This window comes from Candidatus Neomarinimicrobiota bacterium (genome assembly GCA_021157965.1).
In the GTDB taxonomy this organism is placed as follows: domain Bacteria; phylum Fidelibacterota; class Fidelibacteria; order Fidelibacterales; family Fidelibacteraceae; genus Fidelibacter.
The window spans coordinates 1-25,250 of sequence record JAGGVO010000009.1; the positions used below are offsets into that span (position 1 = coordinate 1).

General features: G+C 44.8%; 20 protein-coding genes and 1 tRNA gene. 12 read left to right on the forward strand and 9 right to left on the reverse strand.

Translation table 11 applies throughout. The features are described 5' to 3' along the window. The first annotated feature begins 381 nt into the window (after positions 1-381). Both htpG and miaB read left to right on the forward strand, forming a co-directional pair. Entirely contained in the window at positions 382-2,259 is a 1,878-nt protein-coding gene (htpG, locus tag J7K63_00935) for a molecular chaperone HtpG (GenBank protein MCD6233592.1), read from the forward strand. Between the two features lie 38 nt (positions 2,260-2,297). Further along, entirely contained in the window at positions 2,298-3,563 is a 1,266-nt protein-coding gene (gene miaB, locus J7K63_00940) for a tRNA (N6-isopentenyl adenosine(37)-C2)-methylthiotransferase MiaB (protein MCD6233593.1), read from the forward strand. 71 nt (positions 3,564-3,634) lie between these two features. Here miaB and J7K63_00945 read toward each other — a convergent pair whose 3' ends face one another. Beyond that, entirely contained in the window at positions 3,635-4,537 is a 903-nt protein-coding gene (locus J7K63_00945; GenBank protein MCD6233594.1) for an endonuclease/exonuclease/phosphatase family protein, read from the reverse strand. Positions 4,538-4,634: 97 nt separating this feature from the next. Between J7K63_00945 and J7K63_00950 the strand changes: the two genes are divergently transcribed. The 6 genes from J7K63_00950 (at position 4,635) to J7K63_00975 (ending at position 13,377) form a co-directional block, all read left to right on the forward strand. Beyond that, on the forward strand, positions 4,635-5,552 hold the full coding sequence (locus tag J7K63_00950) for a PD40 domain-containing protein (GenBank protein ID MCD6233595.1): 918 nt from the start codon (positions 4,635-4,637) through the stop codon (positions 5,550-5,552). 9 nt (positions 5,553-5,561) lie between these two features. Next, positions 5,562-8,120 carry an Ig-like domain-containing protein gene (locus J7K63_00955; GenBank protein MCD6233596.1) on the forward strand — a complete coding sequence of 853 codons (2,559 nt, stop codon included), beginning with the start codon at positions 5,562-5,564 and terminating at the stop codon, positions 8,118-8,120. Between the two features lie 137 nt (positions 8,121-8,257). Further along, entirely contained in the window at positions 8,258-8,938 is a 681-nt protein-coding gene (locus J7K63_00960) for a response regulator transcription factor (GenBank protein ID MCD6233597.1), read from the forward strand. Beyond that, complete coding sequence (locus J7K63_00965; GenBank protein ID MCD6233598.1) at positions 8,939-10,678, forward strand: HAMP domain-containing protein; 1,740 nt, start codon at positions 8,939-8,941, stop codon at positions 10,676-10,678. Between the two features lie 73 nt (positions 10,679-10,751). Next, entirely contained in the window at positions 10,752-11,726 is a 975-nt protein-coding gene (locus J7K63_00970) for a hypothetical protein (GenBank protein MCD6233599.1), read from the forward strand. Beyond that, positions 11,716-13,377 (forward strand): T9SS type A sorting domain-containing protein, encoded by a 1,662-nt coding sequence (locus J7K63_00975; GenBank protein ID MCD6233600.1) that lies wholly within the window; start codon positions 11,716-11,718, stop codon positions 13,375-13,377. The genes J7K63_00970 and J7K63_00975 overlap by 11 nt, the downstream gene beginning before the upstream one ends. Before the next feature lie 362 nt (positions 13,378-13,739). Here J7K63_00975 and J7K63_00980 read toward each other — a convergent pair whose 3' ends face one another. The 7 genes from J7K63_00980 to J7K63_01010 form a co-directional block, all read right to left on the reverse strand. After that, a complete protein-coding gene (locus tag J7K63_00980) occupies positions 13,740-14,468 on the reverse strand; it encodes a Bax inhibitor-1/YccA family protein (GenBank protein MCD6233601.1) in 729 nt (242 codons plus the stop codon). A gap of 260 nt (positions 14,469-14,728) precedes the next feature. Next, positions 14,729-16,219: a D-alanyl-D-alanine carboxypeptidase/D-alanyl-D-alanine-endopeptidase gene (gene dacB / locus J7K63_00985; GenBank protein MCD6233602.1), complete on the reverse strand. Its 1,491-nt coding sequence runs from the start codon at positions 16,217-16,219 to the stop codon at positions 14,729-14,731. A gap of 19 nt (positions 16,220-16,238) precedes the next feature. Continuing rightward, on the reverse strand, positions 16,239-16,649 hold the full coding sequence (locus J7K63_00990) for an agmatine deiminase family protein (protein ID MCD6233603.1): 411 nt from the start codon (positions 16,647-16,649) through the stop codon (positions 16,239-16,241). 41 nt (positions 16,650-16,690) lie between these two features. After that, positions 16,691-17,179, reverse strand: coding sequence for a GNAT family N-acetyltransferase (locus J7K63_00995; protein ID MCD6233604.1), 489 nt, complete (start codon positions 17,177-17,179; stop codon positions 16,691-16,693). Between the two features lie 58 nt (positions 17,180-17,237). Then, a tRNA-Lys gene (locus J7K63_01000) sits at positions 17,238-17,310 on the reverse strand. A 62-nt stretch (positions 17,311-17,372) separates the two neighbouring features. Then, entirely contained in the window at positions 17,373-18,728 is a 1,356-nt protein-coding gene (locus tag J7K63_01005) for a sigma-54-dependent Fis family transcriptional regulator (protein ID MCD6233605.1), read from the reverse strand. Continuing rightward, positions 18,700-20,106 (reverse strand): PAS domain S-box protein, encoded by a 1,407-nt coding sequence (locus tag J7K63_01010; protein MCD6233606.1) that lies wholly within the window; start codon positions 20,104-20,106, stop codon positions 18,700-18,702. The genes J7K63_01005 and J7K63_01010 overlap by 29 nt, the downstream gene beginning before the upstream one ends. A 100-nt stretch (positions 20,107-20,206) precedes the next feature. On the opposite strand from J7K63_01010, the gene J7K63_01015 reads away from it, so the two are divergent. Continuing rightward, entirely contained in the window at positions 20,207-20,734 is a 528-nt protein-coding gene (locus J7K63_01015) for a DUF4416 family protein (GenBank protein ID MCD6233607.1), read from the forward strand. On the opposite strand, the gene J7K63_01020 is transcribed toward J7K63_01015, so the two are convergent. Next, entirely contained in the window at positions 20,731-21,231 is a 501-nt protein-coding gene (locus J7K63_01020; protein MCD6233608.1) for an asparaginase, read from the reverse strand. The two genes, J7K63_01015 and J7K63_01020, sit on opposite strands and share 4 nt — an antisense overlap. Positions 21,232-21,441: 210 nt before the next feature. On the opposite strand from J7K63_01020, the gene J7K63_01025 reads away from it, so the two are divergent. From J7K63_01025 to J7K63_01035, 3 genes are all read left to right on the forward strand, one after another. Next, positions 21,442-22,131 (forward strand): protein-L-isoaspartate(D-aspartate) O-methyltransferase, encoded by a 690-nt coding sequence (locus tag J7K63_01025; protein MCD6233609.1) that lies wholly within the window; start codon positions 21,442-21,444, stop codon positions 22,129-22,131. Further along, the gene (locus J7K63_01030) at positions 22,128-24,491 is read left to right on the forward strand and encodes a hypothetical protein (GenBank protein ID MCD6233610.1); all 2,364 of its coding nucleotides are present in this window, start codon (positions 22,128-22,130) and stop codon (positions 24,489-24,491) included. Before J7K63_01025 ends, J7K63_01030 begins: the two co-directional genes overlap by 4 nt. Before the next feature lie 365 nt (positions 24,492-24,856). Next, positions 24,857-25,189, forward strand: coding sequence for a transposase (locus J7K63_01035; GenBank protein MCD6233611.1), 333 nt, complete (start codon positions 24,857-24,859; stop codon positions 25,187-25,189). The last annotated feature ends 61 nt before the right edge of the window (positions 25,190-25,250 follow it).

Below are 25,250 nucleotides of genomic sequence, written 5' to 3' on the forward strand. Positions count from 1 at the left end.
GTGGAAAGCATGACGTTGAGACGTTAAGACGTTGAGACGTTGAGAGGTTGAGAGGTTGAGAGGTTGAGACGTTGAGAGGTTGAGACGTTGAGAGGTTGAGAGGTTGAGACGTTAAGACGTTGAGACGTTGAGACGTTGAGAGGTTGAGAGGTTGAGAGGTTGAGAGGTTGAGAGGTTGAGACGTTAAGACGTTAAGGCTCACTTAGTTGGAAGTTCATGAATTCATGAGTTCATGGGCTCAAGGGTTCAAGGATTTCCCGATGTGGCGGCTTTTGGGATTGGAGCTTAGCTTCGGCATGAGTTTATGGATTTTCACATTTTTATGTCAGTCATGCATATAATTTGTTAAAATTAGATTTGGAAAAAAATGGAGGCAGGCTTATGACAGAACAGCTGAAGACGTACGAATATCAAACAGAGATCAAAAGGATTCTGGACATTGTCATTCATTCCATCTATTCCAACACAGATGTCTTTATCCGTGAACTCATTTCAAACGCTTCGGATGCCCTTGAAAAATTCCGTCACATTATACTCACGGAAGAATCGGTTGTGGATAAGGAAATCCCCCAGGAGATCCGTATATCCATAGAAAAAGAGGCAGGCAATCTGGTGATTGAGGATACGGGTGTGGGAATGACAAAGGAGGAATTGATTGAAAACCTGGGTACCATCGCTCATTCCGGAACGGCAGAATTTTTAAAACAGCTTCAAAAACATCCCGGGCAATCAGCCGAGATCATCGGTCAATTCGGTCTGGGATTTTATTCAGTCTTCATGGTATCCGATCATGTGAAAGTCATAACCCGTTCTTATAAACCGGCGGCAAAAGGTTACGTCTGGGAATCTGACGGAGCCAGCGGATATACCATTGCCCGGGAAGAGGGAATTAAGCGGGGCACCCGAATTGTTATCCACCTGAAAGAAGAAAAAAAAGAGTACCTGGATGAAGAAAAACTAAAAGAAATCATCCATGAATACTCAAACTTCGTCACTTTTCCCATATTACTCTCCGGGAAAAAAATCAACACCATCCAGGCGATCTGGACCCGCAGGCCCCGGGAAATCAAAGAAGAAGAATACACTGAATTTTATAAATTTATCTCCAATACGGAATCCGAGCCTCTCTTCCGCCTTCATACCTCTTCCGATGCACCTATTCAGTTAAATGCTTTGTTGTATATCCCCAAAGAAAACTACGAAATATTCGGACTAAACCGCCTGGATCCGGGTGTCCATCTTTACTGTAATAAAGTTCTGATTCAATCCAAAGTAAAAGATCTCCTTCCTGAATACCTCCGTTTTGTCAAGGGTGTGGTGGATTCGGAAGATCTGCCTCTGAATATTTCCAGGGAAACGCTGCAGGATAATCATCTGGTTAAGAAAATCGGCAAGCATCTGACAAAGAAAATTTTATCTACTCTGAAAAACCAGAAAAAAGAAAATCCTGAGAAATACCGAGATTTCTGGAAACAGTTCTCCAATTTTATCAAGGAAGGTGCTAACACAGATTACGAGAACCGGGAAGACCTGGCAGAACTTCTCCTGTTTGAATCCAGTAAAACCAAAGCAGGCGAATGGACTTCCCTGGAAGAATATGTCTCCCGGGCTCCGGAGGATCAAAAGGAGATTTATTATCTGACGGGGACGTCCAGAGATGAACTGGAAAACAGTCCCTATATGGAATCCTTCCGCGCTGCGGACATTGAAATTTTTTACCTGACCAATCCCATTGATGATTTTGTCATGACATCCATCCGGGAATACAAAGAAAAAAACCTTGTCTCAGCCGACAATGCCAACATCAAACTTCCCCAAAAAGCGGATAAAGCTGATTCAAAGGATGAAGGAAAAGAAAAGGATAAGGCGGATGACAAAGAGATGAAGGGCTTTATAAAATGGCTTGCCAAACATCTCAAGGACCGGATTTCAGAAGTAAAAGTTTCTGAACGTCTGGTAGACAGTCCGGCACTTCTTGTTAATCCCGATGATATGATGACAGTCCACATGCAGAAAATTCTGGAGCAGGCCGGACAGTCCCTATACTCATCCGGGAAAAAAGTGCTGGAAATCAATCCGAAACACGATTTAATCCGGAAAATGGTTAATTTGAAAAAAGAGGGCGGACAGGATGAGCTGTTAAAAATGCTGGCTGACCAGATCACCGATAATGCCTTTATGATGGCCGGACTGGAAACTGACAAATCAGCCATGGTCCGTCGGATCAATCATATCATGAATAACATATTGAAAAGCTGATTTTGAATACTTATTACATTGAGACATACGGCTGTCAGATGAATGTATATGACAGCGAAATTATTGCTGCCATCCTGCAATCAGAGGGATTGGAAGAAGTTGATTCGCCGGAAAAAGCGGATCTGGTTCTTTTAAATACCTGCAGTGTGCGGGATTTGGCCGAACAAAAAATTCATACCCGTCTCGGACAACTTCGGGTGATACAGAAAAGATCCAATCCAGAGATGAAAATGGGAGTCGTAGGATGTATGGCTCAAAACCTGAAAAAGGATATTCTCCGGAAAAAACCCTATGTCAATTTTATCCTGGGACCTGATTCGTACCGCCACCTCCCGGCCATACTGAAATCCGGGAATATTCCGAAGAAAGTTATAGATACGCAACTTTCTTCCCTGGAGCTGTATGACGGTCTTTTTCCGGCACGTCATGAAGGTATCAATGCATGGATTTCAATTTCCCGGGGTTGTGATAAATTTTGTACTTACTGCATTGTTCCATATACCCGGGGACGCGAAAGAAGCCGGAAACCGGAAAGTATTCTGGAAGAAGCAAAACAGGCTGTCAACAAGGGTTTTGTTGAAATAACCCTTCTTGGACAGAACGTAAATTCTTACAATTCTTCCACCGGCGGATTCCCGGATCTGCTGGCACAACTCGCCGGAATACAGGGACTTCTGAGAATCCGGTATACATCACCCCATCCCGGGGATGTGAGTGATGATCTGATTGCGGTCCATAAAGATTTTTACCCTCGTATATGCAACCATATTCACCTGCCTTTGCAAAGCGGCTCGAATGCTGTCTTGAATGCCATGAACAGGACATACACCCGGGAACACTATCTCCAATTGGTAGAAAAAATCCGAAAAGCTGTCCCAGATATGGCCATCACCACAGACATGATCGTGGGTTTTCCGGGAGAAACGGAAAAAGATTATGAAGACACGCTGGATATGATGAAACAAGTCCGCTATGATGCCGCTTTTATGTTTAAATACTCACCACGTCCCGGAACTAAAGCAGCTAAAATGCCGGATAACGTTCCAGACGATGAAAAATCCAGGCGTTTGAACCAGATGATTCGTCTCCAGCACCGGCATACTCTGGAGAAAAACCGGACCCTGATTGGGAAAAAAGTGGAAATCCTTGTAGAAAAAGAAAGTAAAAAACGCTCCAACGAAATGATGGGACGGACATCCACCAATAAAATTGTCGTATTCCCCGCTCACCACTATAAACCCAAAGAACTGATTACAAGAACCATTACGGATGCTCAGGGAGTCACCTTATTGAGTGCTGATTGACGAGTTGATGTGTGGGTTGCAGGCTGTCGGAGTCAACTGTATCAAGGTACATCACTCATCACTAAAAACTCTTAAAATCTAAACATTACCGGCCGATGATCGGACAATACTTCAAAATAATCGGAGAATATTTTATCAAGGCTCAGGGTAGTCACAGTTGAATTTTCATAGGCTTCAAAGAGGGCACGGGTAATCAATATATTGTCAATAAAACTGGGCCATCCGGGATAGGATGCGTAATCAGGGTCCTTTGCCAGCTCAGCCGTAACAAACAAAAAATCATCCGGATGATCAAGAATCGCCTCAAAGCTGTATTGACCGCTGCTCGTGGTCACATCATCATTCCAGTCCCCGGCTATGATCCAGGAAGAGATCCCCGGATTTTGAGACTGGAGATACTCTGCAATAATCTGTGATGCCTGATGCCTCCTATCCCGTGAACTGACATCCCCCTTGGCTTTCATGTGAATATCTGCCACATTGAAAATGAAAAGAGAATCTCCCCTGTTCCAGCGGAATTTCACATTTAATGGCGGTCGGGATGCAAAAAAATACGAATCATTCACAAACAGTTCCCGAATGTTTAACGCCGAAAATTCCTCTTTTTGCCAGGCTATCACATAATGCATCATATAGGTCTCTGTGGAAACGGCGGTCTCATAATCAGGAATATTCCTAAACATGCGTTGAAAACTGGCCGTATTTTCTATTTCCTGAAAACAATATATATCCGCATGGAGGGAATCAAGAATTGCCTGAAGGCGATCTATGGTTTCACCGGATTTTGGAAAATTCTGCACGTTCCATGTCACAATTTCAATCTTATCCGGATCATCTACAGATGCCAGGGTCCATTCCGGAACATCTTTGTTCTCATTCGTCAATTGGGCACAGGAGGTAAAACCAATAACTGCAATGCCTAAGAGATATGTAATTCTTTTCAAAAACATAGATTTTAATTTAAGATGAACCATAATGAATATCATAAAATAAAATCCAATATGGTAAAATTTTTCAGGATATACTATATTATAAAGATAACAAATAGTAAAAAATGCTTATGGAGTGGTAATGAAAAAAACATTAATTCTTCTCATCATGCTTTCAGCCGGCCTTTACGGGGCACTACCCGAGGCAGCATCTGTCGATATCATCACTCCGGATGGTGACGGATCCTTCTATTACCCAACGTTCAGTCCGGACGGCGAACGATTGTTATTAACTCGTGAGCGCTTTGCCGGTTTATGGGAATACAATCTCAAGACACATACCCTGGATCAGATTTCAAGTGAAATGGGGTCAGGTTATGAGCCTCTTTACTCTCCGGACAACACCCGGATTTATTACTTACGGGATACGTATGAAAACCACAAACGTTACAGATCTCTTATGGTTTATAATCGACTGAGCAAGGGAAAAGATATTCTGATTGAGAATGAACGGCTTTTAACCCATCCCCTGCTGGCTACGGAAGAGGGAGTGGTAACACGGACCGGGACAAAGATCCTTGTAGTAGACAGGGACCGCAAAGCGGAAAATCCCGGAACCCGTTTGGTACACACCTTTGAAAATCACCTGACATTGTATGAAAACGGCAAAGAAAAACGCCTGACACCTTCCGGAGAAGGAAACTATGTCTGGGCATCTCTCTCTCCAAGTGGTGATAAGATCCTGTACAATAAGGCCGGCGAAGGGGCTTTTATCTGCGATTTGGAAGGCAATATCCAGGCGGAACTGGGTTATGCCAATGCCCCGGTATGGTCTCCGGACGGCCGCTGGATTGCTTTTATGAAGGACTATGACGACGGTCATTTTATCACTGAATCGGAGATCTGGCTTGCCTCGGCAGACGGCAAAGAGTCTGTGCAACTGACAAATACAAACGACGCTATTGAAATGTATCCCCGCTGGTCACCCGACAATAAAGCTTTGACGTATCATGATCTGACCGGCCGGATCTACATAATGAAACTCCACGTGACGGAATAGGAGAGACTGATGAAAAAAAATACAATCTTTATGACTATTATTATATATTTGATGTCAGCCTCCCTCCTTTTAAGTCAGGACCTGAGCGGTATTCGTATTTACATCAATCCGGGTCATGGCGGACACGATTCCGATGACCGGTATATTGCCGCAACGGGATTCTGGGAATCGGAAGGAAACCTGACGAAAGGACTTTATCTCAAAACACTCCTTGAAAACATGGGGGCTACTGTAGGGATTTCCCGGACAACCAATTATACATCGGATGACCTCCCTCTATCCACAATTTCTGCCCTCGCCAATGACTTTCAGGCGGATATTTTTGAATCGATTCACAGTAATGGATTTAACGGTGAATTGAACTATACCTTGATGCTTTACAGGGGCTGGGATCCCGGGACAACAGCCGAAAATTACGGTATGACCGTTACCGGGGCTCTCTATCCCCTGGCAGGTGAAATGGCACCGATTATGGGGACTGAAATTTATAAAGCCCACCGAACCACCAACAAATATGTTCGGGGGGACTGGAGTTTCTACAGCTGGACCGATTCACAGGGAAACCGGTCCGGTTTGGGTGTTTTGCGTGGACTCAATATGCCCGGCACTTTATCGGAAGGATCCTTCCATGACTACGTGCCGGAGTCCTGGCGGCTTCAAAATCTGGATTACCGCCGTGAAGAATCCTGGGCCATTGCCCGCTCCTTTGTGAAACTCTACGATCAGCCGGATTTCCCCTTCCGGAATTTGTCAGGCATTGTCCGGAATCCGCTGGAAACAGTCCCCTATTATTATATCAACGGAACCAGTGACAATAAAAAACCGGTGAATAATATTACGGCTTTATTATACCAGGAAGGAACCCTTGTCAAAAGTTATACCGGAGACAATAAGAATAACGGTTTTTACCTTTTTGACAGTCTGACACCGGGAAATTATACTCTGGTTGTTGAAGCGGAAGACTTTTATCCGGACACACAGGAAGTGGTCATCGGGGATGCCTTTTTCAACCACAGAGACGTGAATCTCATCTCCAGCCAACCGCCGGTCGTCCTTGCTTCAACACCGGCACAAAATGAAGCGTCCCATCCCGCCTGGGATCCCATAATCATTTACTTCAGTCATGAAATGGATACGGCGTCCGTCAGGGAAAACCTTTCCCTGAACCCGGCTGAAAATCTGATCTTTTCATGGAATGCAGAATTGAGAGTACTGACCCTAAGGGCTGCCGACGATTCCCTGGCCTTTAAAACGCAATACACGCTGACTATTGGCGGAAATACTCAGGGGAACCGGGGACTGAATCTGGATGGAAATGGAGATGGGATCGGCGGGGATGATTACACCCTGACCTTTACAACCAGTACAGAGGATATTACACCCCCCTCCATCTCCTCGGATGATATGTATCCTCTGATCAGTGCCGAAAATATTGAAACCGACGTAGTGATCAATCTGGTATTTGATGAAATCCTGGCAGATGAAAACATCGACACCAATCACCTGAAACTCCAGAATTATACTGAGAACAACTTTGTCGAAGTGGATGTAATCCACAACATTATTGGTAACAGAAGTGTTATATCCCTGGCTCCTGCAAATGAGCTGAATCCCCAATCCATTTACAGGACCTATGTGTATCAGGGCGGATTGAAGGATCTTTTCGGGAATTACATGTTCGACAGAACACGGGCATATCGTTTTACTACCGGCTATGCCTATGCATCCAAAGAAACAGTAGATAATTTTGAGACCAATTTCTCAAAATGGCACGAACCAAAATACAGTGGATCCACCGTTGGACTGGTAACTGGTGTGGTGGAACAAACAACAGAACAGGTTCTCCCTATTCTGAACAGCACCCACGCCATGAAATTGAGTTATGAATTCGATGAAACAGCTGATGCTCACCTTCTCCGCGAGTATCAGGATCCCCAATCTTTCACCTTTGATAACAGTTACCGGCTTCAGGTCTATATTTACGGCATGGGAAACAACATCTCCTTCCGTTTTGCCGTGGACGATGATATTACCGGCAATGCCGGACATGAAGTCAGTCCGTGGATTAAAGTGGATTGGTACGGATGGCGTCTTGTCAGTTGGGATATAAGCAATGACGGTACCGGAGAATGGATCGGTGACGGTTCGGTGGACGGCACCCTTCGTATGGACAGTTTCCAGTTCACATGGCATGAAGATGCCAATCCGTCCGGTGTTTTATACCTGGATGAATTGCGTATCGTCACAAAAACCGCATCCTCCGTAGAAAAAAACCTCTCTGAGATTCCTCAAAGCATCACCCTCCACGGAAATTACCCCAATCCCTTCAATCCCGAAACAACCATTGCCTTCTCAATCCCTGAGGAGCAACCGGTTACCCTGTCCGTTTACAGCATCAACGGCACCCTGGTCCGCCGCTTTTCAAGTCAAACACTTTCTGCAGGATACCATGAACTGAAATGGAATGGCCGTGATCAGTCCGGCAAAGAAGTTTCCAGCGGTGAATACATCTACCGGGTGGAAACACCGAAACAGGTCTCTGCAGGAAAAATGTTGTTTTTAAAATAGTCTATTGTGAAAACTGCTATCAAAAAGGGACTGTCATATCGTCAGTCCCTTTTTCTTAATCATCTCTTAACCATTTACTGCTTTTATTTTATATCCGCTTGGAATATTTTAGGCTGTACGATACAAGGGAAACGGCCATGAACGAAAAAATTGCCATTATCGATGACGAACCGGATATTCTGGAGCTGGTTTCATTACATTTAAAGCGCTCCGGTTTTAAAGTGGAAACATTCAGCGACGGCAAAAGTTATTACGAATACTTAAAAAACAACACTCCCGATCTGACCATTTTAGACCTGATGCTTCCGGATATGGATGGTCTGGACATTTGCCGCGACATCCGCAGAGATCCCCGGCATAACAACATGCCGGTGGTCATGCTTACAGCCCGGGGAGATGAAACGGATACTGTACTGGGACTTGAATTGGGAGCGGATGATTATGTGACCAAACCCTTTTCTCCCAAAGAGCTGGTGGCCCGGGTCAAGGCTGTTTTACGGCGGGGAATCTCCCCGCAAGACACTCCCCTTTTGAACATTAATCATGAAGTGTTTATTGATACTGAAAAATATCAGGTAACCTATAAAGATAAACCCGTCCCTCTCACCCCCACTGAATTTCGGATTCTCACCATACTCTGCGAGCGGAAAGGGATGGTTTTCAGCCGCGATCAGATACTGGACAGACTGTGGGGAAACGAAAAAGCGGTTCTGGACCGCACCATCGATGTTCATATTAAACACATCCGTGAAAAACTTGGAACAGCAGGTAAATATATCCGTAATCTCCGGGGTATCGGATACAAAATTGAGGAATAAGTGAATTCTATTTTTTACCGTGTTTTCAGCCGTTATGTTATTATTATTCTTATTCTGTCCATTGTAATTTTCCTCTTTTCATTTTCCATTATTCGCACAAATCATATCAACACCCTATCAGTCTCTCTAGAAAATTTGGCGATTTCCCTGGAAGACCAGGTGTTAGATTATATCCGAAAAGAGGATTTCTCCCGTCTGAATAAATTTGTCAAAGAGAAAGGGAAACATATCAACGCCCGAATCACGGTTATCCGAAAAGACGGTGTTGTTTTAGCTGATTCCGAAGCCGATCCTGCAGCCATGGAAAATCACGGCAACCGGCCGGAAATCATGGAATCCATCAACGGTCAAATCGGGAAAAGTGTCCGTTTCAGTAAAACCATCCAAACGGAGATGCTGTATATTGCCATACCGCTCTTTGATAACGGCGATATTACAGCCGTTTTACGTCTGAGTCTTTTTTTGGAAGATATCAACACACTGCTTGCCACACTCCGTAACCGGTATCTGATGATCACCCTCATTTTCATTGCCATCGCCATGGTCCTGGCCTTTTATTTCGCCCGGGATCTCTCCAAACCCATCAAGGAACTGGTCACCACATCCCGCCGCATTGCTGAAGAAACGCTGGATATCACCTGTCAGAAAAATCCTCAGAATGAGATCACTTTTCTTGCAAATAATTTTGATGAAATGGCTGCACAGATTAGCCGTTTGTTTGCCAAAACAAACCGTCAGAAAGAAGAACTCCGGACTGTCATATCAGCTATCCAGGAAGCTATAGTTGTGCTTAATCCTGAATGTGAAATTTCCCTGTATAACAGCAGCTTTGCCCGGCTGGCCGGACGCGATAATTTGAAACATGTCCCGATCGGAGAGGTTTTACCGGAAAAATTCACAGCGTTGCTTAACCATGTCAACCAGGATAACCGGTATTACACCCGGGAAGTAGAACTGAATGGACAAATTTACCTTTGCAGTCTGAATTGCCTTAAAACCCGAAAAGAGATTGTGGTTCTTCTTCACAATGTAACGGAGCTGAAAAATCTGCGGCAAATGAAGCGGGATTTTATTGCGAATGTCTCTCATGAATTACGAACACCCCTCACTTCTATCAAAGGGTTTATTGAAACCCTCCTGGAGGATGAAAGTCCCGAAACAACCCGGTATTTGAACATCATTAAACGAAACACGGACCGGCTCATCCATATTGTGGAGGATCTTTTAATTCTGTCCGAAATGGAAAAACGGGATTTTACACTGAAAATCGACACCCTCAATCCCATTCAACTCATTGAAAATGTCAGTTCCATATTCAAACAAAGGATGGATGCCAAAGGCCTTGAACTTATTCTGAACCTTCCCAATCACTTGCCATTCCTTGAAGCCGATGAGTTCAAACTGGAGCAACTGTTTGTAAACCTGATTGATAATGCTGTAAAATACACGGAAAAAGGTTCCGTAACCATATCAGCCCATGCGGATGAAACATCGGTTTACTTTTCCATTTCCGACACGGGCATTGGTATCCCCGCAGATGATCTGAACAGAATCTTTGAACGCTTTTATGTAGTGGATAAATCCCGGTCTCGACGGGTCGGAGGCACCGGTTTGGGTCTTTCCATTGTAAAACATATCGTGTTGCTCCACCAGGGAAACATCAGCGTGAACAGCGAGAAGAAAAAAGGAACTGAATTCCTGATCACACTCCCCCTTCGCCATATCACCCGTATTTCATGATATGTAAGCCTTGCTGAATATCTTTTCCTGAGTGTTCATTTTTTATTCCCTACTCTTTGCCGTAAATTAAGCCATGAAATTTACCGCAAACAAACTGCTCACGGTAACAACACTCGTTTTTTTTCTCCAGGGCTGTGCCACCTGGGATTTTATGCCTGCATCACGACAACTCATAACAGAAGAGGACCTGAACCGGAAAACACTGACCCTCTACACACAGATTTCAAATCAAAACAAAGAAATCAATACATTGCAGCAGACGGTGGATTCTCTTCGGGCAGCTCTTGATAGCACACAGCATTTCCTTCATAAAAAAGATATCGAAATTGACCAGCTGAGGGCGGAAATCCGGATATTAAACCAGGAAAATGACACCCAGTTACGCTATCTGCAGGACATGATCATCGGGCAGAATATTACACTGGATTCCCTTTTTGCCGAATTTGTGGAACAGCGGGATTTTGAACTCTTTCTTACAGATTTGCGGGATGTCCCTGACGACAAACAATCCGCTCTCTTTTTGCAAAAGCAACTTGGAACTCTGAAAACAGGTTTTGATTCACTGAGTCAACAGATCCGTACCGTAGTCCAGCATCAGAATTTTCTCCGACAGGATTTGAGTATTGTAGAATCTTCCATTATGGATATTATCAAATTTTCATCCGAAAAATATCTCCGTGAAATTGAAAAACGGCATGAAAAAGTCATGACAGAGCAGGAAACACTGGCCCGGCGCCAGGATTCCCTGATTACAGCTTATAACAGTCTGATGGAAGGCCTGACGGACTTTGCCGTAACGTTGCAGGAAGACCGGGTACTTTTCAAAGATTCTGTGGATGTTGCGCTGAAAAATTACCAGCAATATCTGGATTCTCTGCAGAGGGATGTGATTGCCTGTCTGGAAGATCAGGCAAGACTTCAAACACAGCTACAGTTTTTCCGGGACAGCCTGATATCTCCCATGCCGGTTTTACAGGATACAACGCGCGCAGACAGCTTATCTGTACCAAGCATCCCGAAAGACACGCTTCATAACCATGAAAACTAAATTATGTGTTGTGCTTCTGCTTTTATTCCCAGGCAGCTTGTTGCTGGCTGAAATTCGAGCTTTTCGTTTCAGCAGAGAGGGTAATTTTCCGGCTCAAATATCTCATGTAATCAGTATTGACCGTGTAGACACAGATAGTATCACAGCTTATGCCAATGACCGGGAGTGGAAAGCTTTTTTGGATATGAACATCCCCTATCGTATTTTGGCGCCTGAAAGGAATTCAAAAAGACTGGAAATGACAGACGCTGACCTCAGGGATGTTCATTGGTCAAAGTATCCTACCTACCCGGCATATCTGGCATTGATGACTTCCTTTGAAAAGGAGTATCCGGAAATCTGCCATATAGATACGCTGGGCCATTCGGTCCGTGGAAAATTGATTTTAGCTGCGGAGGTTACGGGAAACCTGAAAGAAAAGTACGAGAAGCCCGGTTTTTTCTATTCTGCCCAGATACACGGCGATGAAACAGCCACATCGATTCTGATGCTTCGGCTGATAGACACTCTGCTCAGTGCTTATTCCGATTCATTGGATATATGGCAGCTCGTGGAAGAAACCCGGATTTGGATCAATCCCCTGGCCAATCCGGACGGGGCTTATTACAGCAGTGACAGCACACTAAATGGATGTATCCGATACAATGCCAACGAAGAAGATTTAAACCGAAATTTTCCAGATCCTCTTCATGTGCCGAATCCCAATACCCTGCCGCGACAACCGGAAACCCTGGCCATGATGGTTTTTGCCGAAAACAATCAAATTCACCTGTCCGCCAATTTCCATGCCGGCAATGAATGCGTAAACTATCCCTGGGATTCCACACCCGACCGGCATCCTGAGACAAACTGGTTTATAAAAATCAGCCGGGAATACGCAGATACTGTCCGGTCTTACGCTCCGGAAGATTATTTCGATGAATTTCACGAAGGTGTCACAAACGGCTGGGACTGGTATCCGATTTACGGGGGCCGTCAGGATTACATGAATGACTATCACAAGTGCAAAGAAATAACTATCGAAATCAGTGATACCAAACAATATCCGGCAGCCCATCTTGGAGAACTCTGGAAATACCATAAACGGTCTCTTTTAAATTTCATCAAGCGTGTGAATGAAGGCATTACCGGTGATTTCAGGGCATTGGAACAAATACCTGAATCAGTGGAAATCCTGAACCTTCCGGGTGTGATTATTCCGTTGGAAGCATCGGATTCCCTCTTCTTTTATCCCTTGGCAGCCGGAAAATACAATATCTGTCTGCACTATTTCAATGAAACGGATACACTCTATCAGGTGGAAGTGATCCCCCATCATCTGACAGATATCACCCGAATACCGGTTCACATATCCTCACCTCTTTACACAACCGAAATCTTTACATTGAATTCCCCTTATCCAAATCCGTTCAATCCGGAAACGTCAATTTTGCTCCAAACGTCCACAACCGGTAAAACAACGTTAAAAATATATAATATCCGGGGAAATCTGATCAAAACCCTGTTTGAAGGATTTTTACCGGCAGGCTCCCGCACATTCCGCTGGAACGGGACACAAGATGACGGAAAAGAAGTTCCTTCAGGGGTTTATATCATATCCGCCAAAAATAACGGTAAATCAGTACGTCAGAAAGCCATCCTGATACGATAAGAGAATCTATGGATCTGATCATTAAAAACGGTATAAATATTGTCGGATTTGTCATGTCTGAGAAATCCACATCCCCGGGATTAGGGAGAGAAAGCTCTTTCCTCTTGAAAAAGCCGTCCGGAAAATGACCTTCCTGTCGGCCTGTCAGATGGGATTAAAAAACCGCAGACTGCTGAAAACAGGTTATTTTGAAGATATTGTTCTTTTCGATACTGAAAGCGTGGCGGATACCGCCACTTTTGTCAATTCCAAGTAATATTCACCGGAGATACACACAGTCATCGTCAATAGAAAAATCATCTTGCACAATGGACGACATACCGGTCAAAAGTCAGGCAAAATATAACGAAACGGCGGATAAATCAGCGCCGCCGTCCCATTATCCGTAACATCATGATAAAAAGATTGATAAAGTCCAGATAAAGTTTCAGGGCGCCTAAAACTGCCACTTTCTGATAGGATTCGGAGTCGGATCCCCCCATAACAGCCATCTCTTTAATCCGCTGGGTGTCATAAGCCGTTAATCCCGTAAAAACCAAGACTCCCACATAACTGACAATCCAATAGAGTCCTTCACTTCTGAGAAAAAGATTTACCACCGAGGCAATCAAAATCCCGATAAGCCCCATAAAGGCCAGACTCCCCATGCCTGTCAGATCTTTTTTAGTAAAATATCCCCAGGCAGCCATGGCTCCAAACATGGCAGCAGTGATAATAAATGTGGATGCCAGAGATTCGCTGGTAAAAGCCATAAAAATCACCGAAAGCGTAAGTCCGTTTAACGCAGAATAAGCTAAAAATGCCCAGGTTGCCGTTGCAGCAGACATTCGGTTAATGGCTGCAGATAAATAAACCACTAGTCCAAGCTCTGCAATAATGAGCCCGATAAAGACAAAAGGTGTTCCAAAAATGAATTGCTGAAGAACTTCAGATGTAAAGACACCCTTGGCAACCACGCCGGTCACCACCAGTGCTGCTGTCATCCATCCAAAGACCTTTGTGACAAATTCCTTTTGGGCTTCGGCCACAACATCCGATCGGACCGAGCTTCCCGTATATGCAGTATTATGATAAGGCCGCAGATTGTTCATTGATTTCCTCCTTATTTTGCGCAATATACGCTTTATTGGGATAATGGTTCCTTTTGAGTTTTAAGTGCTCAATGTTGAGCTACAAGTATTCTGCCGGCCTCCCGCGGGAATTACAGAAGTGCAGAGAAAAAAGCTTAGATTGGGTAATTGATTTGAATGAAAAAGGCATTTTGAAGGACCGGTTTCAAATAGCGAGAGAGCACACGGAGAACCATCTTCAGGAACTTTCGACTGACGACTTTCGACTATTAACTCATCAGTCACAAGTCCCTATTCCCGATCTCCGACAGTAATTCCAGCACTTTATCGGTAATGACATCCGTTTCGTTTGAACGCAGAAGATGTCCGTTTATCAAGAATGAAAAAATCAGTAATTCACCGTCCCGAGTTGTCACATAACCAGACAGTCCGCGTGTATTGGCAATAGTTCCGGTTTTTGCATGAACATTCCCTTCAGCCGGAGTACCTTTCATCCGATTTCTTAATGTCCCATCCAGTCCTGCAACAGACTGAATTTCGTACCACACAGGCCAATAGGGGGAGTGGTACATGCTTTCCAAGATCGTCACAAGCTGGGACGGACTCCAGTAATTGTACCGACTGAGTCCGGAGCCGTCAGCATAGACATAACTGTCGGGATCAATCCCCCACGCTTCCAACTGTGTTTCAACCACTTTCCGCCCGTTTAAAAAAGAGCCAAGACCGTACACATCATATCCCAGAAGCCGTGTCATGGTCTCTGCATAGAGATTCTGACTCCGTTTCATGAGTCCTTTCAGGATATCCCGAAAGGGCGGTGATTGATGCACAATGAGTACAAACGCACTGCCTTTCCAGGATTTATCCTCCAAATCATCACAATCGACAACAGCTCCATGAACAGAGATTCCCTCGTGAAGAAGTGTTTCTTTCAGAGCGGTGCCATAAAAAAGTGTCGGATTAAAGACGGACGGTGAATACACAACCGATTCATCGCCGGCGCGGGCATACCCGCTTATCCGGATGTTATTGGACCCATAATCCCGATCCACTCTGATTTTTGTTTCTCCCGTATCTCCGATGGCAACGTCGGTTTCAATCGTAAAGTAAGAGGACTCTACATTGGGTTCCACCAAAAGTTCACCATTGGGCACAAGGGGTGGTGTTATGGTGATATCCACATAATTTTCATTAAACTGAAGTGCATTGATCTCTGCGGCGTACCACACATCCAGGTAGTCAAAACTCCAACCGTTTCCAATTCGCTGGTCGTCAAAGGCATCATCATCTCCAATTATTCTACCGCTAATCTCACGGATTCCCATGGACTTCAGACGCCGTGCCCACTCTTTAAAAACATCCCTGGAATCAAAGAAAAAACGTTCATAAAGAGTCGGATCACCGTTACTAAAAACAATCAGATCGCCGTAGAGAATGGAATCCCTGATTTCTCCGTTCATGGAGACCGTGCTTGTGAAACGATAATCCGGTCCGAAATGACTTAACGCAACAGCCGAGGTTGGAATTTTATTATTAGAGGCCGGCATAAACATGCGGTTTTCATTTTTTTCGTACCAGATCTTACCCGTATGGGCCGATTTGATTTGCACACCCCAGAAAGCATGATCAAACATGGGATCATTAAAGAGTGAGTCGATTTTTACAATGATTTCCTCTTGTCTTTTTTTTTCCTTTACAAAAGGATTTATTGTTGCACATCCATTGAAAACAAGCATTCCAATAAGTAAAATCCATACAATTCGTATATTCATGTGTACATCCTGATTCATTTTAAAATATCGGTTTTCCCGGGAATTTATTGTGTAATTCAGAGAATACTTTCTCTGTCGTGAGTAGTGTTCCCTGGGCATCGATATGAATCGATCCACCCTCAAGCGCCATTGGTGCCTCATAAACATCTATATCCTCTCTATCACACACTTTTCCGGCCACCAGGTCATCCAGACCCCGTGGGAAATAGAGTCCGAACCGGGCAGCACAACCTGGCCCGCAATCACGAATCCAAGCATCGTTGTAAGACATTTCAACCACACGGATATGTGATGAAAGCCGATGCCGGTTATCCGTCCATTCCGGCCACAATATCCGGCAACCGTCATGCCTTTCAAATTCTCCCGACATTCGGTAAGTGTCTTTCAAAGGGGCTGAGTCGAAAGTAAAAAATAGAAAGTCGAAAGCCATTTTTTATGGACCAGGAATTAGAGCTTTTGTCTCACTGAATGTTAAATATCACGTTGATATTCAATTTCATCCCGGATAGGAAGGTTTTCGTATCCGAAAGGTTGAATTTCCGGTTTTACTTTCCGGGAGTATTTGACCACCTCATCCTCAAAAACTTTTATTTTCTTAAAGCCGTTTTGCTCCAGAAATTCCATGCGCTTCACATTATCGTTTGTTGTCAGCATTTTTATCTGGTGAATATTCTGACTTCGCATCACTTCCAGGACCTTATCAAGGAGAGCAATACCAATACCCTTGCCATGGACCACGGTATCCAGTGAAATAATCTGGCAGGCATTGTCTTTCACACGATAGGTGATCACGCCTACGGGCATTTTATGCATAAACGCAATAAAACCGGGGAGTTCTGCGGGTAAATTCTTTTCCCCTCTAAAAACCAGAGCTTCAGTTCGCCAGCGCTGACTAATCCATACGGGAAGCCAAATTCTGTCCACTTCCCTGATTGGCTTAATCGTTATCATGTTTTTCATGAGATATACTCCGTTCTGATTATTACAGCAATAAAAAAAGCCTCACACGAGGCTGGTGTGAGTGTGGAAGGATTCGAACCTTCGGCCAACGGCTTAAAAGGCCGCTGCTCTACCAACTGAGCTACACACCCGATGTTCAAAAAGCCCGAAAGTATAGAAAGATTAATTCCAAGAAGCAATAAAAACATTACGATTATTCTTCCTTTCCATCCACACCTTCCTGCAGTTTTCGGTACAAGGTTGGTTCGCTGATTTTCAATTCCCGGGCCGTTTTACCCTTATGTCCTTTGAACCTGTCCAACATGTTTCTGATATAAATATACTGAAATTTTTTTGTTGCTTCATGCAAAGAAAGTCCCAATGGGATATTCTGATCCTCCAGTTTGGGTTTTTGAGTCAAATACTCCGGCAAATCACGGACATCCAGGAAATTACTCCGTGAAAAAATCATCGCTCGTTCCACAATATTTTCCAGTTCACGGACTTCTCCCCGCCAGGCATAATTTTTAAGGATTTCCCGGGCCTCCTTCGTCATCCCCCGGATATTCTTACCCATGGACTGATTCAGTTTCCGGATAAAATATTCAATAAGCAGGGGGATATCTTCCTTCCGCTCAGCAAGGGACGGGACGGGAACATGAATAACATTAAGGCGGAAATAGAGATCTTCCCGGAAACGTCCCGATTCGATTTCTTTCAGGGGATCCTGGTTTGTTGCAGCCATAATGCGAACATTCACACGGACCGGAATGGAAACACCTCCCGGAAGAATTTCCTTTTGTTCAACAACCCTGAGCAATTTGAGCTGGGTGCTCAAAGGCAGGTCGGTTATTTCATCGAGATACAGAGTTCCCATATCCGCCTGCCGGAACAACCCGGGATAAACATATCCCCCTTTCTCCTCGTACCCAAATAATTCATGGTCAATCCTGTTGTCGGGAAAGGCATTGCAGTTAAGTGAAAGAAAGGGTGCATTTTTTCGGGGACTGTGATAGTGGATGGTCCGGGCAATCAGCTCTTTGCCTGTCCCCCGCTTGCCCACAATAAACAAATTGCTGTCACTGTCCGATATGCGACGAATCAAAGTGAACAATCGCATCATGGCAGGAGATTGACCCACAATATGATTAAAATCGTATTGCTGATGAATCTCATGGCGGAGTCGTGCATTTTCCAGCATCAGTTCTTTGTGATCAATCAGCTTATTCAGCTTCAGAATCAGGCTTTCAAACTTGAATGGCTTTATAATATAGTCGAAGGCACCCAGGCGAAGGGCTTCAATAGCCGTTTCCATGGAGGCATAGGCCGTAACAATAATAAAAAAGACTTCCGGTGCTTTGTGGCGGACTTCTTTCATAAGCTCGAGTCCGCCCATCCGGGGCATATCAATGTCTGAGATCACGACATCCGGCATGCGCGTTTCCATTTTGGACAGGGCTTCTTTACCGTCACCGGCCTGATCGCATAGAAATCCCCGTTTCCGGAGTATGGTCATCAGGGCTTCCCTGAAAATGGGATCATCATCGACCAGCAGAATTCTGTATGCCACGTATATCTCCTTTGAGAACCGGGAGATTAATCTTCACCGTTGTCCCGCGACCCTCTTCACTTTCAAGATGTATCTTTCCATCCAGAGCTGTCACGATGTGGTGACAGACCCATAAACCAAGTCCGGTCCCCTGATTCCCTGACCGTGTAGTAAAAAACGGTTCAAAAACACGTTCCAGATATTTCCGGGGAATACCTTCACCATTATCGGAAATTTCAATGGTAATCTGATCACCCCGGACCGCCGTCTTTATCCGAAGTACCGGTGTTTCACACTGACGTATGGCAAAGCCGGCATTTAAAAAAATATTAATAAATACTTGCAACAGCTGATCATAGGCAGAGGAAACAGGAGCCGGATCCCGGGTAAGTTCCTCAACAATCCGGACATCCTTAAAGGTTGAATCAAAGCGGACAATCCGGACGGCATCATGGATTAAGGCGTTTACGTTAATAATTTCCCGTTCCCCCTGGAGGGGACGGCTGAGATCCACAAGTTGCCGCACTGTTTTCGAAAGGTATTCCACCTGACGGGAAATCATTTTCAGAGCATTTTCAACATATTCATCCCGGACCTGGGCTTCCAGCATCTGCACCAGAGAACTGATGGATACCATCGGTTTTGAAACATCATGGGCAATCCCCGCTGCCAACTGTCCCAGGGCGGACAATTTTTCACTTTGGGCCATCTGCTTTTCCAGGCGGCATCGTTCCGTGATGTCATGACCAAAAAAGAGAAGGACAGACTGGCCATACTGGAAATCCACCAGAAGTTTCACATTCCACAAAAGCCATCTTTCCTCTCCTTTAGGTGTCCGGTACAGCATTTCCAGTTCCTGGTAACGGCCTTTCTCCTTCAGCGTATTTCGCAATTCACGACGATCGGACGCTTTGAGTTGAAGGACATCCAGGATATTCTGATCCAACCGTTCCTGCTTTCGCAGATCCAATACCTTTTCAGCCCAGGGATTCATATCCTTAATCCGGTACCTGGCATCTGTCCTGATAAACATGATATTTGCAGTGGAAATAATCTCATGGTTATACCGTTTCTGTTGCCGGAGTTCTATCTCCAACTGTCGTTCATGAGGTATATATTCCAGCAACAACCCGAGAGAGCCATTTTTTTCGCTTTTAGCTTTGAGGGATACTAAAAATAACACCCGATTCGTTTTCCCTTTCTTTAAAAAAAGATAAACTGATCCCTCCCTGAACAGGTCCATCAGACATTCATCCCAGTTCCGGAACGGACTCTTTTTCCAGTCCACAAGAGTTTGAAAAAAAACAGGCAGTTTCCCGGAGAAATAATCCCGTATATCATCAGAAAGGGAGAGTATTCGTCCCTCCCTGCTGATATTCATTTTACCGGACAGTGTCATGGATGATTGATATCCTCCCGTGCAATATGTTAACAAATTATTTTATGCTTATCAACGGCTGATTCCTTTATTTTTATAAAATTTCAGTGTACTTTTCATTATGGATATTCATTCTTTCAAACCAGTCAAACTCATCATGGCGATATTGTACAACGAAAAGGGAGATCCGGCTGTTTTCATTCCCCATCTTTCCCGGATTTTTTCACCGGTGGATTACCTGAGTCCGGTTTATCCTTTCGATCATACCCACTATTATGAAAAGGAGATGGGTGCACCTTTGTCACGGATCATACTGAGTTTTGAAACGTTGATCATTCCGGATTCGCTGGCAGAAACTAAACTTCTTGCACGACGTGTTGAAGAAATGTATCGTCTGGACGCCCAACGCACCATCAATCTGGATCCCGGCTATCTGGATACCGATAAAGTTGTTTTGGCTTCCGCTAAGTACGGCAGGCAAAAAATCCCGTTAAAAAACGGAATTTACGCTGATCCCACCCTGGAATTCACACGGCATGATTTCAGGCCGTTTGAATGGACCTTCCCGGATTTTTCCACGCAGTTATACTATGAAGATTTAAGACACATTCGTCAGATTTATAAACAACAGTTACGTAAATTGACCTAATTCGTATTGAAAGTCCGTCGGGCCCTGTCTTTATATACCCCGGGAAATTGTAGAATCCGGTTATGCATCACCACATAGATACCGGGCGCCACGAGCCTGGCAGCAATCAGACTTTCAGTCACATTTTGTACGGCATCACTGTCCCTAAATTCATAAGGACGCATAGCCCCGGTGAAAATAATCGGACAAAGAGGTTCTTTAATCTCGTTGTAAAAAAGTTCTCCCGTCTTTTCCAGAGTATCGGTCCCATGGAGAATGATCACGGCATCAGCATTTTTCATCTCCATCCGCGTTAGTCGCAGTACCAGATCCCGATCCTCGTCAGTCATATCCAGGGAATCTTTGAAGATAATGTTTCTTTGCTGGATTTCCAGGTCGGGCAGGCGGAGAGAGTCCAGGATTTTAGTCAGGATCGAACTGTAATTCTTCAAAGACCCATCTTGTTCATTATAGGTTTTCTCAATCGTCCCACCCGTCGTTATGATAGTTATTTTCATGAAGTGCTCACCTGGTTGCGGGTTATTGGTTGTGCGCCCCCGGACCGCATATCCCTCATTGTCTCCGTGTTTTGCACCCTGAATCTACATGATCTCTGATAAAAGATGAATAAAAATTCACTCCTGAGATTTTACAGGGCTTTATCTTAAGCTTCTCTTGACATTCTCATAAAAAATCCCTGAATTCTAATGCAAACCAAAGGAATCGCCATGAAAATTCGGATTCTTTTTTGCCTTTTGATGTGTCAGTTTTTTTTATTCGGAGAGGATTACAACAAGGCCCGGGAACGGATGATCCGGTATCAGCTTGAAGGCAGGGATATTAAAAACAAAACAGTTTTAAATGCTATGAAGAGTGTCCCGAGGCACAGGTTCGTACCGGATAAGCAGAGACGTCATGCATACGATGACAGACCGCTTCCCATTGGATATGGACAGACAATCTCCCAGCCTTACATCGTGGCTTATATGACACAGATTATTGATCCCGGGCCGAAGTACCGCATTCTGGAAATCGGAACAGGGTCCGGCTATCAGGCAGCGGTCTTGGCGGAAATTGTGGATTCGGTCTTTACCATAGAAATCGTCAAGGAATTGGCAAACAAGGCCCGGTCGACTTTGGAGGTAAACGGGTATGGTAATGTTGTGGTCCGCCATTCAGACGGGTATTACGGTTGGGAATCGAAAGCCCCTTTTGATGCTATTGTGGTCACTGCTGCTGCGGAACATATCCCCCCGCCTCTGATCAAGCAATTGAAACCGGATGGAAAAATGATCATTCCGGTCGGTTCTCCTTTTATGATTCAGAACCTGATGCTGGTTGAAAAGAAAGGAGAATCTGTCCGGACAACTTCCCTCTTTCCCGTCCGTTTTGTCCCCCTGACCCGGGAAACCCGATGAATGTTACATCTTACCGCAGGAATACCGCTCTCGGACTCCTTTCAGGAGCGATTATCGCCTGCCAAATAGCCCTGATGAACGCTTTTTCCCTGATCCAGTGGGATCATTTTGCCTCCATGACGATTTCCCTGGCACTCCTGGGATTTGGAGCCGGAGGAACCGTCCTGACGCTATTCAGAAGATGGCTGACAGACCGGCAGGCTGTCATCATTCCCCTCTTGATGATACTCTGTGCATTTTCAATGGCACTTGCCTTTCCCCTTTCACAAACAGAAACAATCCGTTTTGATTCATACCTTCTCTTAACCGGCGGAGAACATATACTCCGCTTTGTCATCACAGCCCTTCTATTGTTTCTTCCCTTTTTTTTCGGCGGACTGTCCATTGGCATGCTTTTTACCATCCGGGTAAAATCCGTCAGTACGCTTTATGCCTCTAACCTGGCCGGCTCGGGTATCGGAGGCTTATTCGTACTCTTTCTCTTATCCCGTTTCGATCCCCATCACATACCCGTCCTTTTGGCTGTCATTCCCCTTGCAGCCGGATTCTTATATCCCCAAAAACAGGCTTCACGGCTTCTCTATGGCACCGGAGGATTCACCTTACTGACAATCCTCCTGATTTTTTTCTCCTTTCCCAAACCCTCTCCGTCCCAGTTTAAAGGTATTCGCTTGGCACTTCAGCTCCCGGAAGCCCAATGCATCTATGAAAAACCCACTCCCTACGGTTTTTTACAAATCGTAAAGTCCCCTTCTCTGCGCTATGCTCCGGGGATGAGTCTGCAATACCGGGATCCCATTCCCTCCCGGCCTGTTCTTTTTTCCGACGGCAATCAAAGGGGTCCCCTGGCGGAGTTACCGTCAGAGAATAAGCTTCATCTTTATGAATGGTCCACTCTGAATCTCCCTTACACACTCAGGAATCCCAAAAAAATCCTCATCCTCAATGCCGGGACAGGCGATTTGATTTCTCATGCCCTCTCCCATCATCCGAAACGGATTACCGCCTGTGAAAGCAATGAAGGGATCCTTCTGGCCATAAACGAATTTTACAGAGACAATACTCCCTATACTTCCCCCCTTGTCAACGTGCAAATATCCGATGCATATACTTACCTTTTATCCACAAGGGAAACGTTCGATCTGATTCAGCTCCCTGTTTTGGGGACTTTCGGCGGATCTTCCGGACTCGATGCCCTTGAAGAAAACTATTCCCTTACGCTGGAAGCTTTTGAGTCTATGTGGCAACGACTGGAACCCGACGGCATGATCAGTGTCTCCACCTGGATGGATTATCCCTCCCGCTACCCTCTGAGAATCCTCACCACACTTAAAGATCTCACTCATGGAAACCCATCTTCTCATCTTGCCGCGATCCGAAACTGGAATATGATTACATTTCTTATGAAAAAATCTCCACTCAATCCCGGGGAAATTAAAACAATAAAAACCTTTTCCGATTCCCTGAATTTTGATGTGGTTCTTTTACCCGCTGATCATACATCTTCGTCTTCTCTCACCCATCATCAGTTGCAGGATTCATCCTTTTTTCACGCCGTGGAAGCGATTTTAAGCAATAACGAAACCGCTTTCTCAGAAGAATATCCATTCCGCATACAACCAGCCCGGGAAAACCGTCCCTACTTTTCTCAATTCTTAAAGCCACGGCGAATTCATAAAATCATGGATTATCTGTCCAGAGATACACTCCCTTTTCTGGAGCTGGGATATCTGATTCTCATTCTCACGTTTATCGTAGTAACACTCATCGCCATCATCCTGATCGTGGTCCCTCTGATTTTTCATCAGCCGGGTATATTCCATTCAAAGCAGACGCTCCTTTATTTTTCCGGATTGGGACTGGCCTTTATGTTCGTGGAAATTGTATTGATTCAGCGGTTTATTCTCTTTTTCGGAAATCCTCTTTATGCCGCATCTGCCGTCATCAGCGGAATGCTCATCTTTTCCGGAGCCGGCAGTTATCTGTCCGGCCAACTGGAAAGCAACCGGCAAACAATCACGTATGTCTGTACAGGAATTTCCGTCCTTCTCCTCCTCTTGGCGTTCGGTCTGACTCCCCTTTTAAAAGCCGTGATCCATTACCCCTTTGTCCTGAAAATTTTTATCAGTCTTCTTTTTGTGGGACCTGTGGCTTTTCTCATGGGAATGCCTTTTCCACTTGGACTCAAACGACTGAATCAGACCAATCCGGCAGATATCTCATGGGCCTGGGGAATCAACGGGTGTCTGTCCGTGATCAGCAGTGTACTGGCATCAATCCTGGCGGTAGAAGCAGGGTTTACGGGTGTCATGATTATTGCGGCGATTATATATGTGGGAGTGCCGAGTGTTGAGTTATGAGTGCTGAGTTGAGGCTCGCTGCGCTCACTGTTCTCAGTCGGCAGTCATTAGTCAGCAGTGGACAGTCGACAGTCGACAGCTGTTAGTCGACAGTTGGCAGTGGACAGTCGTCAGTCAACAGTCAATAGTCGACAGTAGTGAGAAATTGATTGGATGATTGATTCGATTGTCTGCCCTGTGAAATGGGATCCGGTTACCGGGATATTTCACAGAGGATTGATTGATTTGATTGGATGATTGGATGATTGATATTGATATACCGGAGCGAAGCGACGCTAAATTCTAATTTCGGTAGTGTAATTTTCTTTCTGAAAAAGGCTCAAAGTTTTTCAAATTCAGGTAACAAACAAATGAAAGGAAAAACAATGAGCCTGGAAAAAAGTACGATGATTGAAGATGTAATAAAACTCTTAATTGAATACGGGCCGGAAAAGTTTCGGGAAAGCCTGGAGATGCTTTATAATCAGGCGATGCTTTTGGAACGAAGTGAGGTTCTCCGTGCCCACCCTTATGAGCGAACAGAAGCACGGCGGGGTCACGCCAACGGATTTAAACCCAAACGATTCAACAGCAGTGTTGGACCGCTGGAGTTGCAGATTCCTCCAGCAAAGAAGAGGCCCGGACAAAGACAGAGACAGGCTGTAAAACCTATGCAGACAAAGCACCGGCGTTCTGTGACCGGCTTCAGGATAACATAGACGAAGCCCTGACGGTGTATGACTTTCCCAAATCTCATCGCAGAAGAATCAGGACCAGCAA